Annotated in this window: 17 protein-coding genes; 4 read left to right on the top strand and 13 right to left on the bottom strand. The window is 67.3% G+C overall.

The window, feature by feature from the left end:
• Positions 1-79 precede the first annotated feature (79 nt).
• The 12 genes from prmC to N911_RS0102190 form a co-directional block, all read right to left on the bottom strand.
• Entirely contained in the window at positions 80-934 is an 855-nt protein-coding gene (gene prmC, locus N911_RS0102245) for a peptide chain release factor N(5)-glutamine methyltransferase (RefSeq protein WP_029893945.1), read from the bottom strand.
• 10 nt (positions 935-944) lie between these two features.
• A complete protein-coding gene (gene prfA / locus N911_RS0102240) occupies positions 945-2,006 on the bottom strand; it encodes a peptide chain release factor 1 (protein WP_029893943.1) in 1,062 nt (353 codons plus the stop codon).
• 5 nt (positions 2,007-2,011) lie between these two features.
• Positions 2,012-2,962 carry a DUF1385 domain-containing protein gene (locus N911_RS0102235; RefSeq protein WP_051694286.1) on the bottom strand — a complete coding sequence of 317 codons (951 nt, stop codon included), beginning with the start codon at positions 2,960-2,962 and terminating at the stop codon, positions 2,012-2,014.
• A gap of 26 nt (positions 2,963-2,988) precedes the next feature.
• Positions 2,989-3,207 (bottom strand): 50S ribosomal protein L31, encoded by a 219-nt coding sequence (rpmE, locus tag N911_RS0102230; RefSeq protein ID WP_029893941.1) that lies wholly within the window; start codon positions 3,205-3,207, stop codon positions 2,989-2,991.
• Positions 3,208-3,351: 144 nt separating this feature from the next.
• Complete coding sequence (locus tag N911_RS0102225; RefSeq protein ID WP_051693858.1) at positions 3,352-4,326, bottom strand: FAD:protein FMN transferase; 975 nt, start codon at positions 4,324-4,326, stop codon at positions 3,352-3,354.
• The gene (locus tag N911_RS0102220) at positions 4,323-6,455 is read right to left on the bottom strand and encodes an RnfABCDGE type electron transport complex subunit B (protein WP_051693856.1); all 2,133 of its coding nucleotides are present in this window, start codon (positions 6,453-6,455) and stop codon (positions 4,323-4,325) included. The genes N911_RS0102225 and N911_RS0102220 overlap by 4 nt, the downstream gene beginning before the upstream one ends.
• 44 nt (positions 6,456-6,499) lie before the next feature.
• Entirely contained in the window at positions 6,500-7,075 is a 576-nt protein-coding gene (locus N911_RS0102215; RefSeq protein ID WP_029893936.1) for an electron transport complex protein RnfA, read from the bottom strand.
• The gene (gene rsxE / locus N911_RS0102210; protein ID WP_051693854.1) at positions 7,076-7,804 is read right to left on the bottom strand and encodes an electron transport complex subunit RsxE; all 729 of its coding nucleotides are present in this window, start codon (positions 7,802-7,804) and stop codon (positions 7,076-7,078) included.
• Positions 7,801-8,382: an RnfABCDGE type electron transport complex subunit G gene (rnfG, locus tag N911_RS0102205; RefSeq protein ID WP_029893932.1), complete on the bottom strand. Its 582-nt coding sequence runs from the start codon at positions 8,380-8,382 to the stop codon at positions 7,801-7,803. The genes rsxE and rnfG overlap by 4 nt, the downstream gene beginning before the upstream one ends.
• The gene (locus N911_RS0102200; RefSeq protein WP_237559873.1) at positions 8,382-9,320 is read right to left on the bottom strand and encodes an RnfABCDGE type electron transport complex subunit D; all 939 of its coding nucleotides are present in this window, start codon (positions 9,318-9,320) and stop codon (positions 8,382-8,384) included. Before N911_RS0102200 ends, rnfG begins: the two co-directional genes overlap by 1 nt.
• Positions 9,317-10,504 (bottom strand): 4Fe-4S dicluster domain-containing protein, encoded by a 1,188-nt coding sequence (locus N911_RS0102195; RefSeq protein WP_051693852.1) that lies wholly within the window; start codon positions 10,502-10,504, stop codon positions 9,317-9,319. Before N911_RS0102195 ends, N911_RS0102200 begins: the two co-directional genes overlap by 4 nt.
• 3 nt (positions 10,505-10,507) lie before the next feature.
• Entirely contained in the window at positions 10,508-11,263 is a 756-nt protein-coding gene (locus N911_RS0102190) for a cytochrome c3 family protein (protein ID WP_029893925.1), read from the bottom strand.
• A gap of 232 nt (positions 11,264-11,495) precedes the next feature.
• On the opposite strand from N911_RS0102190, the gene gpmA reads away from it, so the two are divergent.
• The gene (gpmA, locus tag N911_RS0102185) at positions 11,496-12,239 is read left to right on the top strand and encodes a 2,3-diphosphoglycerate-dependent phosphoglycerate mutase (RefSeq protein WP_029893923.1); all 744 of its coding nucleotides are present in this window, start codon (positions 11,496-11,498) and stop codon (positions 12,237-12,239) included.
• Between the two features lie 9 nt (positions 12,240-12,248).
• On the opposite strand, the gene N911_RS0102180 is transcribed toward gpmA, so the two are convergent.
• Positions 12,249-13,547, bottom strand: a complete 1,299-nt coding sequence (locus N911_RS0102180; RefSeq protein WP_029893921.1) for a cation:proton antiporter — start codon at positions 13,545-13,547, stop codon at positions 12,249-12,251.
• Positions 13,548-13,680: 133 nt separating this feature from the next.
• Between N911_RS0102180 and N911_RS0102175 the strand changes: the two genes are divergently transcribed.
• The 3 genes from N911_RS0102175 to N911_RS0102165 are packed head-to-tail and all read left to right on the top strand — an operon-like array spanning position 13,681 to position 16,158.
• On the top strand, positions 13,681-14,073 hold the full coding sequence (locus tag N911_RS0102175; protein ID WP_029893919.1) for a hypothetical protein: 393 nt from the start codon (positions 13,681-13,683) through the stop codon (positions 14,071-14,073).
• A gap of 4 nt (positions 14,074-14,077) precedes the next feature.
• On the top strand, positions 14,078-15,217 hold the full coding sequence (mutY, locus tag N911_RS0102170) for an A/G-specific adenine glycosylase (protein ID WP_341860288.1): 1,140 nt from the start codon (positions 14,078-14,080) through the stop codon (positions 15,215-15,217).
• Between the two features lie 14 nt (positions 15,218-15,231).
• Positions 15,232-16,158, top strand: a complete 927-nt coding sequence (locus N911_RS0102165; protein WP_029893912.1) for an AEC family transporter — start codon at positions 15,232-15,234, stop codon at positions 16,156-16,158.
• Positions 16,159-16,201 lie beyond the last annotated feature (43 nt).

The following is a 16,201-nucleotide window of genomic DNA, read 5'->3' as shown; positions in this document are numbered from 1 at the left end:
CACTCTGAAATAAAAGAACAATTTTAAAGAGAACCCAGCCACGAATTGTTGCATTTCCACACCTTTTGGTGTTTTTGCATCATTCTGGAGACTTGGCGCACAGCACCCGGTCCAGGCCAGCCAGGTCCTTACGGATCACAGGATGAACGAGTCCCGCGCCCCGGGCCAGTTCCAGACAGGCAGCACCCTGGGAGGCCCCCATCTCCATGAGCAGCCAGCCACCCGGCCGCAGCGCCCGGGCGGCTTCCGGCAGAAGCGCCCGCACGCAGTCCAGGCCGTCCTCCCCCGCTTCCAGCGCGCCCCGAGGTTCATGAAGCCCCACGCCGGGAGGCAGGCAGGCGAATTCTTCGTTGGTGACGTACGGCGGATTGGCCACCACCAGGTCCAGCCGATCGGAAGCCAGGGGAAGGTCGGCGAAGTCAGCCAACAAACAAGCCACGCGAGAATCCGCCTTGAGCCGCTGGAGATTGTCCCGGGCCACGTCCAGGGCCCCGGGCGAACGGTCCATCGCCACGCCGGACGCCAGGGGAAACAGGCATGCCAGCGCCGCAGCCAAAGCACCGGAGCCGGTTCCAAGGTCGGCGAAAGTCAGGGGCTCGGATGGGTCGAAAAGCCCGCGCGCCTCGTCCACGATTGTCTCGGTGTCCGGCCTGGGGATGAGCACGTCCGGGGTGACGCGCAGGGTCAGGCCGTAGAACTCCCGCTCGCCCAGCACATAGGCCAGGGGTTCGCCGCTTGCCCGGCGGGCCAGCAGCTCGTCCGCGCGGTTGCGCTCGGCCTTGGATAGGTTGCGTTCGCGGGCCAGGAAGAGGCCTGTGCGGTCCAATCCCAGAACATGGGCCAGCATCGCGCCCGCCGCCAGACGCGGAGCGTCGGCTCCGCCGCGGATCAACTCCGCCTCGGCGGAGCGCAGCCAGCCGCCAACGGTCTCCATGGCGGGCCGCTCAGTCCTGTTTGAGGGATTCGGCCTGGGCGTTGGCCGCCAGAGCCTCGATCATCTCTTCCAGTTCGCCTTGCATGAAGGCGTCCAGCTTGTAGAGGGTCAGGTTGATGCGGTGGTCGGAAACCCGGCCCTGGGGGAAATTGTAGGTGCGAATGCGGCCGGAACGGTCGCCGGAACCCACTTGCGAGCGGCGGGCCTCGTCCTCGGCGTTCTTGCGCTCCTCCTCCATGATCTGCAGCAGGCGCGCGCGCAGAACCTTCATGGCCTTGGCCCGGTTCTTGTGCTGGCTCTTCTCGTCCTGGCAGGAGACCGCGATGCCGGTGGGCAGATGCGTTATGCGCACGGCCGAGTCAGTGGTGTTGACGTGCTGCCCGCCAGCGCCGGACGCGCGAAAGACGTCCACCCGCAAATCGCCGGGATCGATCTCCACGTCCACTTCCTCGGCCTCCGGCAACACGGCCACGGTGGCCGCGGACGTATGGATTCGCCCCTGGGACTCGGTCTCGGGGACACGCTGCACGCGGTGCGTGCCGGATTCGTACTTCAGCCAGGAATAGACGCGGTCGCCCTTGATGCCGGCGATGACTTCCTTGAAGCCGCCGGAGTCGGTTTCACTCTCGCTGAGGATTTCCAGGGTCCAGTTCTTGCGCTCCGCGAAGCGGGAATACATACGGAAGAGGTCCGCGGCGAACAGGGCGGCTTCGTCCCCGCCGGTGCCCGCGCGAATCTCCAGAATGATGTTCTTCTCGTCCAGGGGATCCTTGGGCAGGAGCAGGACGTGCAGCCGCTCCTCCAGTTCGGGCAGCTGTTCGCGGATGGATTCGATCTCCGCCTTGGCCATCTCCTTGATGTCCGGATCGCTGTCCGAAAGGAGCTCCTTGTTGTTCTCCAGTTCGGTGGTCAGGCTCTTGTGCTCGCGGTAGGCCTCGACCACCTCGGAAAGACTGGCCAGTTTCTTGGCCAATTCGGTGTAGCGTTCCTGGTCGCTGTACACCTCGGGCTTGCTCAACTCCTGCTCAAGCTCCGTGTAGGACTGCTCCAGCGAGTCCAATTTGGAAAACATATCGCTCACGCCGCGGCCTCCGTCTTGCGCTCCAGCCCCACGGCGGCGCGCAGGGCGGCTTCGGCCACCTCGAGCTGCGACTCGTCCGGCTCGTAAGTGGTCAGCATCTGCATGCCCATGCCCGGAGCGGAGAGCATCCTGCCCAGAAAGGAATTGCCCAGCTTGCCGGAAACCTTGATGAGCTCATACGCCAGACAGCTCACCGGAACCATGAGCCCCAGCTTGACCACCAGGGTCCAGGCGTGGCGCAGCACGGTGGACTCCGGGGACCACACCGAGAGCACAAGGGGCACCAGCACGGCGAACAGCAGGATGGAAAAGGCCACCACGAACAAAAGGAAGGTGGTGCCGCAGCGCGGATGCAGGCGGGAGTGGCCGGCGGCCAGGGCCGGGCTCACGTCGCCCGAGGACTCGTAGGCCCAGATGCTCTTGTGCTCCGCGCCGTGGTACTGAAACACGCGGCGGATGTCCGGCATGAGGGAGATGGCCAGAATGTAGAGGATGAACACGGCCAGCTTGATGACGCCGTCCCAGGCGTGGAAGCTGAGGCTGTCCAGGTCGCCCGCAAGGCCGATGGAGGTGAGCCCCATGGAGGCCAAATGCGGCAGGACCACGAACAGCCCCAGGGCCATGGCGAAGGCGAAAACCACCGTGCCCGCCAGGGCCCAGTTGCTCATTTCGCTCCCCTTGCCCTCGGCCTTGGCCTCTTCTTCCAGGGCCACCCGCGCGGAGTGGTTGAGGGAGGTCACGCCGTTGACCATGGTCTCCACCAGCACGGGGAAACCACGCACAAAGGGAATACGCGCCAGACGCCCGAGCCCCAGCGAACGCCAGGGGCGGCTCTGCACGTCGATCTCGCCCGAGGGCTTGCGCACGGCCACGGCGAGACGCGAACCGCGACGCATCATCACCCCTTCAAGCACGGCCTGCCCGCCCACGGTCTGGGGGGCGGCCATCAAGAGAAGCCGCCGCAGTCCGTTCACTATTTGCCCTGCTGGAACTTGGCGTACTTCTTCTTGAAGCGGTCGATTCGGCCGGCGGTGTCCACGAAGCGCTGCTTGCCGGTGAAGAACGGATGGCAATTGGAGCAGATCTCCACGCTCACCTCGTCGCCGGACTTGGTGGACAGGAGGCTCTCCTCGTAGCCGCAGTTGCAGCGAAAAGTGGTCTTGCTCACGTTGGGATGGATGTCTTTCTTCATTGTCCTTCTCTCCTGGTGCGTCGGGAAGAGGGGGGATATAGCGCTCCCTGGCCCGCTTGGCAAGGGGGTCTTTCACAACCCCAATCGCGATGATAGCAATTTATTGTGCCGGAAAAGCATTCCGCCGTCATCCCCGGCAAGGGGTCAGCCCCGCAAGGTGTTCCAGCCGGGGCTGGCGATAGCGCCGCCATCCCGGGAGACCAGCCGCGCATGCCGGCCGGGCCCGAGCCATTCCAGCCCTCGCCTTGGGCCGCCCACCAGCAGGGCCGTGGCCAGTGCGTCCGCCTCGCCGCAGGTGGGGGCGTGGGCGGTGGCCTGCGCCTGTCCACGCGGCGAGCCGCCCCGCGCGGGATCCAGAATATGGTGGAAAAGCTCTTCCGGCCCGTAGGAGACCTCGTAGCCGCCGGAAGTAGCCAGACCACCAGATGTAAGAGCCAGGATTTCGCGCCGCCCGCCCAGCGGATTCTCCACAGCCACCAGCCAGGGCTCGCCCCGCTCGGTGCGGCCGGAAACGCGCACGTCGCCCCCGGCGTTGACGCAGTAGTTCGACACCCCGGCGCGTTCCAGCGCTTCCGCCATGCGGTCCACGATGACGCCCTTGGCCGCGCCGTCCAGGGTCAGCCCCATGCCGGACTTTTCAAAGCGCAGCTCGCGGCCGCGAACGGAAAAACCGTTCATGTCCGCAAGGGCCAACGCCTCGCGCACGGCCCCGGGGTCGTCCGAGCCGCTTTCAAGCACCCTCTGCGCGGGCAGGACCAGTGGGTTGAAGGCCCCTGCCGTGCGGGCGTGGAGATCGTGGCATCGCCCGGCCAGATCGGCCAGTTCCGGCGGCGCGTCCACCCTGCTCCGCTCGTTGAGCACACTAACCGGCGAGGCGGGGTTGAATCGCGAAAAAATCGGCTCCAGGGACTCCATGGCCCGAAAAGCAAGCCCCACCGCCTCCTCCGCCCGGTCGCGGGAGGCGTCCGCCGCGACCACGGCGACGAAGGTGCCCATGCCTGTGCGCAGTTGCTGGGCCACGACGCGTCCGTCCAGCCGCTCCGCCCCGGCGAAGGCGGGCACCAGGCACCCCGCGGCGGCCGTGGCGGCCAGCCCCAGAAAACGGCGGCGGGAAATCACGGCCTGGCCTCCTTCAACGGAATGTCGTCCAGGGAAATCTCCTGGCCAGAGGCCTGGAATTCTTTCCTGCCCATGATGCTCAACGCCTCGGGGTCCTTGTTGTAGCAGGTGGAGCCGCAGCGCAGGCAGCGGGCGGCCTCCAGCTTGAGTTCGCGCTCGGAAATGGTCTGTTCCACCTCGCGGAAGTTGCATTCCCGCTCCTCGGCGCACAGTTCCGGCTGGCGCACACGGGGAATCTTGCCCACGCCCTCCAGGTCCTGGAACAGGGTTTCCTCGATGGGGCGGCGTTGCAGATTCACCGGCACGGGAATCTCGCCCTGTTGGAGGTAGTAGTGGATGCCCCGGGCCGCCTTGCGCCCGCCGCCTATGGCCGTGACCACCAGCGCGGGGCCGCTGACCAGATCGCCCGCGGCGAACACGCCCTCGATGGAGGTCTGCATGGTGTCCTGATCCACCACGATGGTCTTGCGCTTGGAGATGTCGCAGGCCTCTTCCTCGATGTAGCAGGTGTCAGGGTACTGGCCGATGGCCGCGATGAGCATGTCGCAGTCCATGAGCGACTCCGACCCTTCCTTGGGCACCGGCCTGCGGCGGCCGGATTCGTCCGGTTCGCCGAGTTCCATCTCAAGATATTCAAGCTGCTTGACGCGGCCGGATTCGTCCTTGACGATGCGGGATGGATTGGCCAGCAGCCGAAACGCCACGCCCTCCTCCTTGGCGGCGTGGATTTCCTCCTTGTTGGCCGGCATCTCCGCCTCGGTGCGGCGGTACATGATGGTCACGTTCGCGTTTGTCCGCCGGGCGGTACGGGCCGCGTCCACGGCCGTGTTGCCGCCGCCCACCACGACCACGTTCCGGCCGATCTCCGGTTCGCGGCCCAGGGAAAACTCGGTCAGAAACTCGGTGCCCGGCCAGACGCCCCTGGCGTCCTCGCCCTCCACGCCCAGGCCCCGGTTGAGCCAGGCGCCCATGCCCAGGAAGAAGGCCTCGTAGCCCTCGCTCCGCAGGGAATCGACGGTGAAATCGTGGCCAAGCTGCTGGTTGGTGTGGGCCTCGATACCAAGGTCCAGGATGGACTGGATTTCCCAGTCCAGCACGCGCTTGGGCAGCCGGTATTCCGGAATGCCGTAGCGCAACTGGCCACCCAGTTCGGGCTGGGAATCGAAAATGGTCGGCCGATGGCCCAGGCGGCGCAGGAAATAGGCGCAGGACAGCCCGGCCGGGCCTCCGCCGATGACGGCCACCCGCTTGCCCGTCTCGTTGGCGATGGACAGTTCCACCCGGCCGTTCTCCATCTCCCAGTCCGCCAAGAAACGCTTGACGTAGTTGATGCCCACGGGGTCGTCCACCAGGGCGCGGCGGCAGTACCCCTCGCACGGCGCGGGGCAGACCCGGCCGATGGAGAGAATAAGGGGGTTGCGCTCCTTGAGGGTGAGAATGGCGTCCTCGTACAGGCCCATCTTGGCCTGCTCGATGTACTGCGGAATGTTGATCTGGGCCGGGCAAATCTGGCGGCAGGGAGCCAGACACTCCCCGGTGGTGTTCAGATGCAGCAGGCGGGCCGGGGTGGAGACGATGGTCATCACCCCGCGCGGGCAGACATCGGCGCAACGGCCGCAGGCGCGGCACTTGGCCGGGTCGATTTCCGGCACGCCCTTGGCGGTCATGCGCATGGCGCCGAAGGGGCAGGCGCGCACGCAGGTGCCCAGCCCCAGGCAGCCGTAGCCGCACTCCTTGGAGCCTCCGTGCAGAAGCGCCTGGGCGCGGCAGTCACGCACGCCCTCGTATTGGTACTTCTCCGCGGCCCGGCGTCCGCCCTGGCAGTCATGGAAGGCGAGTTCCGGCTCTCGGAGCATGACCTCCAGTCCCAGAACCCCGGCAACGGCCTCGGCGGTTTCCGGGCCGCCGGCCACGCACACGTTGGTCCCGGCCTCGCCCTTGACCACGGCCTGGGCCACCCCGGCGCAGCCAGCGTAGCCGCAACCGCCGCAGTTGATGCCCGGCAGCACGGCCTCCACCTCGGCGATGCGGGGGTCCTCCTTGACGTAGAGAAGCCGCGAGGCCACCGCCAGCACCACGGCGGCGCCGAATCCAAGGGCCAGCAGGAAGAGGACGGATGTTTCAACCATCATCTAGTCCAATGTAATGCCGCGCGCGGACTTGGCAAATCATCCTAGATCATCCCCTGGAAGGCGAAGAAGGCCAGGGACATGAGCCCGGCCATGACCAGCCCGGCGGCCGTGCCTTCCATGGCCTTGGGCATCCGCGCCACCAGCAGTCGCTCGCGGATGGCGGAGAGCACCACCAGGGCCAGCATGAAGCCCGCGCCGGAGGCCAGGGAAAAGACCACGGCCTCGGTGAAGGTCAGCTCCTGCCGCTGCACCAGAAGGGCGATGCCCATGACCGCGCAGTTGGTGGTGATAAGCGGGAGGAAGATGCCCAGCGCTGTATACAGCGGCGGGATGACCTTCTTGAGGAACATCTCCACGAACTGCACCAGCGAGGCGATGACCAGGATGAAAACGATGGTCTGCAGGTAGCCCAGCCCCAGGGGAGTGAGGGCGTAGCGCTGGATGAGCCAAGTGATGACGCTGGCCATGAAGGCCACGAAAACCACCGCTCCGCCCATGCCCATGGCCACCTTGCGGTCCTTGGAGCAGCCCAGGAAGGGGCAATTGCCCAAGTACTGCGCCAGGACGATGTTGTTCACGAAGATGGCCGACATGACCATCAGGAAGTAGTCGTGCATCTACGACTCCTGCTTTTCCTTGCGGAAATCCTCGAGCCCGGGCGGCAGGCCGCCCGCCTCCATTTCCTCCACCCCCTCGCGCCTGTAGCAGGCCCCGGCGCAGGTGGCGCAGCCGCCGTGCTGGGCCGGCGCGCGCCCTTCCAGGCGGCCGATGACATTCATGGCCGCCAGCATCAGCCCAAGGCTGACGAAGGCCCCGGGAGCCTCGATCATGAAGGCGAAGGGTTCGAAGGAAGCGGGCATGACGGCCGCGCCGAACAGCGACCCCGCCCCGAGCAGCTCGCGCAGGCCGCCCAGCACGGTGAGGGAGGCGGCGAAGCCCACTCCCATGCCCAGGCCGTCGGCCGCGGCCAGGTGCACCGGGTTGCGCGCGGCGAAGGCTTCGGCCCGGCCAAGGATGAGGCAGTTGACCACGATGAGGGGAACGAAAATGCCAAGGCGCTGGTAGAGCGGGTAGCTGAAGGCCTGCATGAGTTGCTCCACCGTCACCACCAGGGTGGCGATGATGACGATGTAGGCCGCGATGCGCACCTTGGCCGGAATGAGCTTGCGCAGGGAGGAGACGATGATGTTGGCCAGGGTGAGCACGAAGATGACCGCCACGCCCATGCCCAGACCGTTGGAGGCGCTCTTGGTCACGGCCAGCACCGGGCACAGGCCCAGCACGATCTTGAAGGGCGGCAGGTCCCGCCACAGCCCCTTGCTGAATTCCTTCCAGAGCCTGTTCATGAGCCGAATGCCTCCCGCAGACTGGGGGCGATAGCCCGGTAGTCCTCCACCGCCTTGTTGACGGCGGAAATGGCCGCCTTGGAGGAAACGGTGGCACCGGAGACGGCGTCGATGTCCCCTCCCCCGCTGCGCAGGATCAGCTGGGAGAAGGGATGGCCGCCGAACTGCCTGGTGAAGCCCGGCAGAGTGACCCGCGATCCCACCCCCGGGGTCTCGCGGTGGGTGGTCACGGCGATGCCGGTCAGCGCCTCCTCGCCCACCTCGAAGCCGACCATGACGCCCAGCGGGCCGCCGTAGCCCTCGGCGGTGCGCTCCAAGGCCACGGCCCGCAGCTCACCCCCGGAGACGGCCGGAAAGACCACCGCCTCGCCGCCATCCGGCATCACGAAGGAGCGGCGATCCATGATGGGGTCGTTGTCGTGCGGCGGCAGAACGGCCATGACCGCCGGGCCCTTGACGTGGGTCAGGATCTGGTTTTCGATCTTGGGTTCGGTCCACTGCTTGACCGAGGCCAGCAGAAAACCGGACCCGGCGCAGATGCAGGTCAGGACAATGATCATGCGCAGGCCCTCGCGCATCACCGACCTCCCCTGGCGAACGCCTTGGGCCGCAGGTTGTCCAGCAGCGGCGTCAGCAGATTGGCCAAAAGCACGGCGAAAGGCGCGGCCTGGGTGTAGACCCCGTACTGGCGTATGAGCACGGTCATGGCCCCGGCGAAGAGGCCGTAGACGATCATGCCCCGCTTGGAGACCGGGCTGGAGCCCCACTCGGGAGCCAGGAAAAAGGCCGCGAACACGGTGCCGCCAGCCAGCAGATGAAAAGCCGGGGAGGCAGCCTCGCCGGGCAGGGCCATCTGGAAGACCCAAGCGGCCCCGGCCAGCCCGGCCAGGTAGGCCAGGGGGATGGCCGGACGCAGCCTGCCCGTGGCCAGCAGCAGCGCGCCGCCCAGCAGCAACGCGGCCACTTGGCTGTCGGCCACGCCCCCGAGCTGGTCGCCGAAGAACATGGCCAGCTTGTCCATCTCGGCAGCCGCCCGCGGTCCGAAGTATTTAAAGACGCTCACCGGCGACTCCAGAGCGGTCTGCAGCACCGAGAAATCAGGGTTCATGGGCCCCTTCCAGGAAACGCGGCAGACGGCCCAGCCCACCACGGCCGGGTTGAGCGGATTGCCGCCCAGGCCGCCGAAAGCCATCTTGCCCAGGGCTACGGCCGTGGCCGACCCCACCGTGACAAGCCACCACGGCGCCGTGACCGGCACGAGGAAAGCGAAGGTCAGGCCGATGAGCAGGGCGTTGCCGTCGCCGATGGAGGACGGCCGCTTCATGGCCCGGCAACACAGCCACTCCACGGCCACTGCCACGGCCATGGACAAGGCCATGACCCGCACCGCGGGCAGCCCGTACAGCAGCGCGGCCATGACCGCGGCCGGCAGCATGGCCAGCAGCCAGGAAGCCATGAGTCCACGTGTGGTGCGGCCGCAATGGGAATGCGGGGGGCAGGAGACGGTCAGCTTCACGACCAGATCCTCCGAAGCCATGCCCTGGCACGGTCGCGCAGGGCGCGGTGCTCATCGGGCAGCCAGTCCTCGGTCTTGTCCAATTCGGTCTTGGCCAGCCGGATGTACTGCAGCATGGGACGGCGGGCCGGGCAGACCCAGGCGCACAGGCCGCACTCCAGACAGGAGTACAGGTCCAGGTCCGCGGCCCGATCGTAGTAGCCGAACTCCGCCTGACGGGCCATGAGGCTTACCGGGATGCGTGCCGGACAGACGCGGTCGCACTCGCCGCAGTTGATGCAGGCGGCGTCCTCGTACTCCGGGCCTTCGGAGGCCGCAACCAGGGTCAGGGCGTAGGTGTCGCGGCTCACGGCTGCGGAAAGCTCGTACTGGGCCGCGCCCAGCATGCGTCCGCCCAGGGCCACCCGGTCGCCGTCCCCGGGCTTCAGCCCGGCGGCTTCCAGCATGTGCCCGGCGCTCACGCCGATGGGTACCCGCCAGTTGTCCCCGCCGCAGGTCAGCACCGTCTCGGTGAGGGGGCGGCCGGTGCGGGCAACCCGGCCGATGCGCCACAAATCAAGCACCGTGGCCACGGCCACGTCCCCTGGCCATTCGCGCTCGGTAACGGCCCGCGCGGCCAGGGAGTCCAGCCCGTTGGGATGGACCGGCTCCACCCGCACCACGGGGTTGGGCCCCAGGGCGGGCTGCCCCTCGGGGGCGACAAGAAAGATTCGGGACGGTCCGACCACGGCCTGCACCTTGGCCAACCCGGCCAGCAGGGTCTCCATCTCGTGGGTCAGAAGCTGCTGGTGCACCGAGCTCCCCGGCTCGGGATTGACCCCGTTGACCACCAGTTCCTTGGCCGGCTTGATGCGGCGCATGTCCACGCCCTTGCGGGTCAGTGAACGCCGCAGGGCATCGGCCGAGGCCGTATCCAGCTTCCCGCTCTCTTCGGGCTGCACGTCACGGCTGGCACGGATGGTCACGGACTCGCCCTCGACCTTCTCCACCACGCCGCTCACCGGGGCGTGGAGGTCGCCGCCGAGATCGTCCTGGTGCTTGGCGATGCGCTGTCCCGCGCCCACGGTCTCGCCTTCGCCCACGGCCAGCCCCTGGTAGGCGAGGCCAAGGCGGAACACGTCGGCCGCGGGCGGCTCGCGCAGGGGGGCAACATCGCCCAGAAGTCGCAGTTCATCACGCGCCACGGTTTATTTCTCCGACAGATGGCACTGGCCGCACTCGCGCACCTCCTCGTCGGCGCGCCACGGCCCCTTGCCCTGTTTCTCGTGGCAGCCCATGCACTGGCCATGGAAGGCCTCCTTCTCCGTGGGCACCAGTTTCTCGTTTGGTTTGTCGTGGCAGTCGGAGCAATCGGCCGGGTTCCGCATGTCCTGCTTGAGCATGTCCTTGTGGGAGTGGCAGTTGGAGCAGCCGGCCAACTGTTCCTCGAACATGTCCGCGTGGCAGGAGCGGCACTTGGGGTGGACCGCGTCACGCAGGGAAGGCATCGGCCCCGACGCCTCCCCGCCGTGGCACTCCCGGCAGTCCGCGGGCCGGGGATTGACCTCGTCCATGTGGTGACAGGCGGCGCAGTCGGCCACCTCTTCGTGCAGGATGTGGTCGAAGATGGGTTTGTCCCACTCCAGGTGGTGGCAGGTGGCGCAGGTGGCCTTGCCCTCGAACCAGTCGATGTGGTTGCGGCGGAACTCGTCGTCGAATTCCGCCGGATGGCAGCGGGTGCAGGGCACTTCCTTGTCCGGGGCCTTGGTGGCGTGGTGGCAGGTCTGGCAGTCGATGTCGTAGCCTTCGTGGGCGGCGTGGTTGAAAACCACCGCCCCGGCGTTGTTACGCAAAAGCACCTTGCGCGGCACCTCCGGCTCCGCCCGGGGGGTCAGGTAGCCGGCCAGGGCTGCCAGAAAGAGGAGCGCGGCCAATATGGCGACGATTCGGGAGCGCTTGTCCATGTGATACTCGAAAAGCAAGTGGGCGCGCTGCGCCCCGGGTCCGGCTACCTGTCAGGTTGCCGCAGACAATGAAAAATCATGTCACAAAAACACCGTGAACGTAAACATTTGACCAGGAATTCACAATAGCTGGGCTGAAACGGCGCTTTTCCACACCAATACCCCATTGACCGCACCGCTCCTTTTTGCTGACATCTTCAATGGAACATCCCCAAAAACAATGAGGCGCGCCATGTACACCCTGGTCCTTCTGCGTCACGGACAAAGCACCTGGAACCTTGAGAACCGCTTCACCGGCTGGACCGACGTGGACCTCACCGAACAGGGCGCCGCCGAGGCCCGCAAATCCGCCGAACTGCTGCTGCGCGACGGCTACGACTTCGACGTCTGCCACACCTCGGTGCTCAAGCGGGCCATCCGCACATTGTGGATAGTCATGGACGACATGGACCGCATGTGGCTGCCCGTGCGGCGCGACTGGCGGCTCAATGAACGCCACTACGGCGCGTTGCAGGGGCTGGACAAGGCGCAGACAGCCAAGGAGCACAGCGACGAACAGGTCCACATCTGGCGGCGCAGCTACGACGTTCCCCCACCCCCCCTGGAAAGGACCGACGAGCGCTGGCCCGGGCACGACCGCCGCTACGCCTCCCTCTCCCCGAACGAGATCCCCCTGCACGAGAGCCTGGAGATGACCATCCGGCGCACCCTGCCCTGCTGGCACGATGTCATCGCCCCGCAGATCAAAGAGGGCAAGCGGCTTTTGGTCTGCGCCCACGGCAATTCCCTGCGCGGCCTGGTCAAGTACCTCGACGACATCCCGGACGACGAGATTCCGGGGCTGAACATCCCCACCGGCGTGCCCCTGGTCTACCGGCTCGACGCGGGCCTCAAGCCCAAGGAGAGCTTCTACCTCGGCGATCCCGAGGAGGTGGAAAAGGCGGCCAAGGCGGTGGCCAACCAGGCCAAGGGGTAGGCCTTCCGTCTAGTTCCCGCCTTCCCTGGATCCCTTACGCCTTCCGCCCAGCCTGCGGGGCAGGGGCCAGCGGAATACGCGAGCGTGTTCCGGACGGCTGCGCGGGATGCCGCTGACCCAGCGGGCATATGCATTGGACAGGGGCCCGGCCGTGACGCCGTGCAGCAGAACGCTCAGCCCCACTGTCAGGGAGACCGTGGTGGTCAGGGTGTCCTCGCCGGGGATGGAGAAACGGTCCATGACCAGCAGGGCGAAAAGGAATGAAGCCACCCCGCGCGGACCGAACCAGCCCAGAAAGAGCCACGTGGGTGCCCGCAGCCGCTTGCCAGCCATGGCCGCGGCCACCGGCAGCATGCGGACGGCGGTCAGGCTGAGCAGGGCGTAGGTCCAGATGCGCCAGTCCGCGGCCAGCACGGCGTCCGGCAGGAACACCGCGCCGAAAAAGAGGAAGATGAGCAGGGTCAACAGTTCGCCTTCCGCCTCGTTGAACTCGTGCAGCTTGCGGCACAGTCCCTTCCCTTTGGCTCCCAGGGTCAGCCCGGCGGTGAAGGTGGCGATGAAGCCGTTGCCGTGGATGGACTCGGCCAGGGCGAAGGCCAGCACGGCCAGGGCCAGTGCGGAGAGGCGCTGGAAGGGGTCGCTGACGTCCCCCTTGTCCGTGAAGTAGTTCACCAGCTTGCCCCCGAAGTGGCCCACCAGATAGCCCGCCAGCGGCCCCAGCGTGACCTGCATGAGGGCGAACCGCACCCAGAAGCCAAGGCCCTGGCTGCCCGGTTCCTCCGCCTCGCAAAAGGAAATGGCGATGAGCAGAAGCGGCAGCACCAGCCCGTCATTGAGGCCGGACTCCACGTTGAGGGACTGGCGGACGCGCACCGGCACCCCCTCCTCCGTGACCACGGCCTGCCCCAGGGCTGCGTCCGTGGGGGCCAGGGCGATGGCCAGGGCGAAGGCCTCGGCGGGCAGCAGGCCGGGGAGGAATCCCCAGGCCGCGGCCGCTCCCAGCAGGACGGTGAGGGGAAGCCCGATGGTCAAAAGCCGCACGGGCAGATCGTGGCTGCGCCGCAGCTGGGTGACGTTCATGCGCGAGGCGTCGGAGAAGAGGATCACCACCAGCGTCACCTCGGCCAGCATGTGCAGTGCGTGGTTCTCCAGGCGAAGGGGAACGATGTCCAGGACGAACGGCCCCAGGATCAGGCCCACCGCCACGAAGGCCATGGGCGGGGTCAAGCTGGCCCGGCGCAGCTTTTCCGAAAACAGGCCGTAGGCCAGCAGGGCGGTGGCCAGAAAGGCCAGTGCGTGCGGCGGCATGCGGACTCCTTTCACCATTCTATGCCATCGCCCGGCCGCACTCGCAACGCCGCGCGGCCTTGACAGAGGGGCGGGGTTTGCCCATCTCTCCCCTTTGCCCCACGTCAATCAGGAACAATCCACCGGAGGACGCATGACCACCGTTGCCTACGAAACCGTATTCACCCCTGCCAAACTGGCCGAAATCTTCCCTCCCGAGCGGGCGGACCAGTACTTCGAGGCCCTCTTCGGCGACGCCTCGGAGGGCGCCTTCGACATCGCCCTGGAATACGTCGGCGAGCAAGACGGCGAGCTGCGCTTCCGCTTCCGCCTGGACCAGCGCCCAGGACAATGCCTGCGCTGCAACCTGACCCAGGGGCTGCCCCAGGTGTTCTCCCGCCATCCCATCATCGACGTGGCCGGCACCGTTCGCTCCATTGAGCGGCTGGCCGGACTGGACGAGGGATCGCTGGACTGGTCCCTGGGTTCCACAGAGCAGCCCTCGGCCGAGACCCACGCCATCCCCCTGCTCCTGAAGAAGGCCTGATTCCGTGGACCGCCCCTCCCCGGGCGCGGCCCGGGAAATGGCCGACGCCCTGGCCGCCTGGTTCGAGGCCAACGCCCGCCCCCTGCCCTGGCGGCGTTCCTACCGCCCCTATGAGGTCTGGGTCTCGGAAATCATGCTCCAGCAGACCCAAATGGAGCGGGGCGTGGAGGCCTTCACCCGCTGGATGGAACGCTTCCCCGACCCCGAGGCCCTGGCCCGGGCCGGGGAGGACGAGGTGCTCAAGATGTGGGAGGGGCTGGGCTACTACAACCGCGCCCGCAACCTGCATCGGGCGGCCGGGATGGTGGTGGAGCGCCACGGCGGGGAGGTACCCGCCGATCCGGCCGCGCTGCGGGCCCTGCCCGGCGTTGGGCCGTATACCGCAGCTGCAGTGGCCTCCATCGCCCATGGGCGCGATGTGCCCCTGGTGGACGCCAACGTGGGCCGCCTTTTCTCCCGCCTCTTCGACATCGACCAGCCTTTGCACCTGAGCGCCACCAAGCGCGCCCTGGATGGACTGGCCGCAGACCTGCTCCCGCCAGGCCGGGCGCGCATGCACAACCAGGCCCTCATGGAGCTGGGCGCGCTGGTCTGTACGCCCAAGAGCCCCCGCTGTTCGGCCTGCCCCCTGGATACGCGCTGCCGGGCCAAGTACCTGGACCTGGTATTCGAGCGCCCCGTACCCGCCAAGGCCGCCGAGTACATCCCCATGGACGTGGCCAGCGGCCTGCTGATCCATGACGGCGGGATTCTGGTGCAAAAACGCCCCCCGGCCGGGGTTTGGGCCGGGCTGTGGGAATTCCCCGGCGGCGCGGTGGAGGAGGGCGAGACTCCGGACCAGGCAGTGGTGCGGGAATTCCTGGAGGAAACCGAGCTGGAGGTCGCCGTGGCCGCCCCCCTGCCCCGCGTCCGCCACGGGTACACCCGCTACCGCGTTACCCTGCACCCCTTTCTGCTGACCCTGGCCGGGCGGCCGCGTCAGCCCGCCCTGCACGCCGCCCAGGAGTCCCGCTGGGCAGGAGCCGAAGAGCTGGCCGGCCTGGCCTTCCCCGCCGGGCACCGCAAGCTGCTGGACAAGCTGGCCGCCTCCGGGCGGCTTGACAGACTGCTCGCCGGAGGAGCAATCGAAGAGGAACCCTCGTAACCACACCCTCCGGCATGCAGACAGTCCTCACCTCCCTGGCCCCAATCTTTTTGCTCATACTAGGCGGCTACGCCTTCAAGCGGGCCTCCTTTCCCGGACGCGACTTCTGGCCCCTGGCCGAACGGCTGACCTACTACGTACTCTTCCCCGCCCTGCTGGTGGACAAACTGGGCTCGGCCGACCTGTCCGGCCTGCCCGTGGCCGGGCTGGCCGCCAGCCTTGCCACCGCCGTTCTCCTGGTCTCCGGTGCGCTGGTGGCCATGCGCAAGGCGGCCCATCCCTTCGGCCCGGCCTTCACTTCCGTGTTCCAGGGCTCCATCCGGCCCAACACCTACGTCGGGCTCTCCGCCGCCTGGGCCATGCTGGGCGGGGAGGGTGTGGCCCTTTCGGCCGTGGCCCTGATGACCCTGATTCCCCTGGTCAACGTGCTCTGCGTGACCGTGCTGAACCACTTCGGCCTGGGGAGCACCGGCCGATTGCGCCAGGTGCCGGGCAACCTGCTGCGCAACCCCCTCATCCTGGCCTGCCTGGCCGGCATCGCCCTCAACGCGTCCGGGACGGAGCTTCCCAGAGTGGCGACCGACATTCTGGACGTGCTTGGCGGAGCCTCCCTGCCTTTGGGCCTGCTGGCCGTGGGCGCGGGGCTGCGTTTCGGCAGGCTGCGGCGGGACGCGCGCGGCATCGCCGCCTCCAGCGTGCTCAAACTGCTGGTGCTGCCCCTGGCGGCCGTTCTCCTGGGGCTGGCCTTCGGCGTGCACGGCCCCTCACTAACGGTGGCCGCCCTGTTCACGGCCATCCCCGCCTCGGTCTCCTCCTTCATCCTGGCCAGGCAGTTGGGAGGCGACCACGAATTGATGGCCTCCATCATCACTTTCCAGACACTGGCCGCGGCCGCGACCATGCCGCTGCTGCTCTCGCTTCTGTCTCCTTTGTGGACCTGACCGTCCGGACGGTCTTGCATTTCATGCCGAAACAGGCGATTTT

This window comes from Desulfohalovibrio reitneri, assembly GCF_000711295.1.
In the GTDB taxonomy this organism is placed as follows: domain Bacteria; phylum Desulfobacterota; class Desulfovibrionia; order Desulfovibrionales; family Desulfovibrionaceae; genus Desulfohalovibrio; species Desulfohalovibrio reitneri.
The sequence above is the reverse complement of the archived record's forward strand: the minus strand, read 5'-3'. Positions and strand labels throughout refer to the sequence as shown.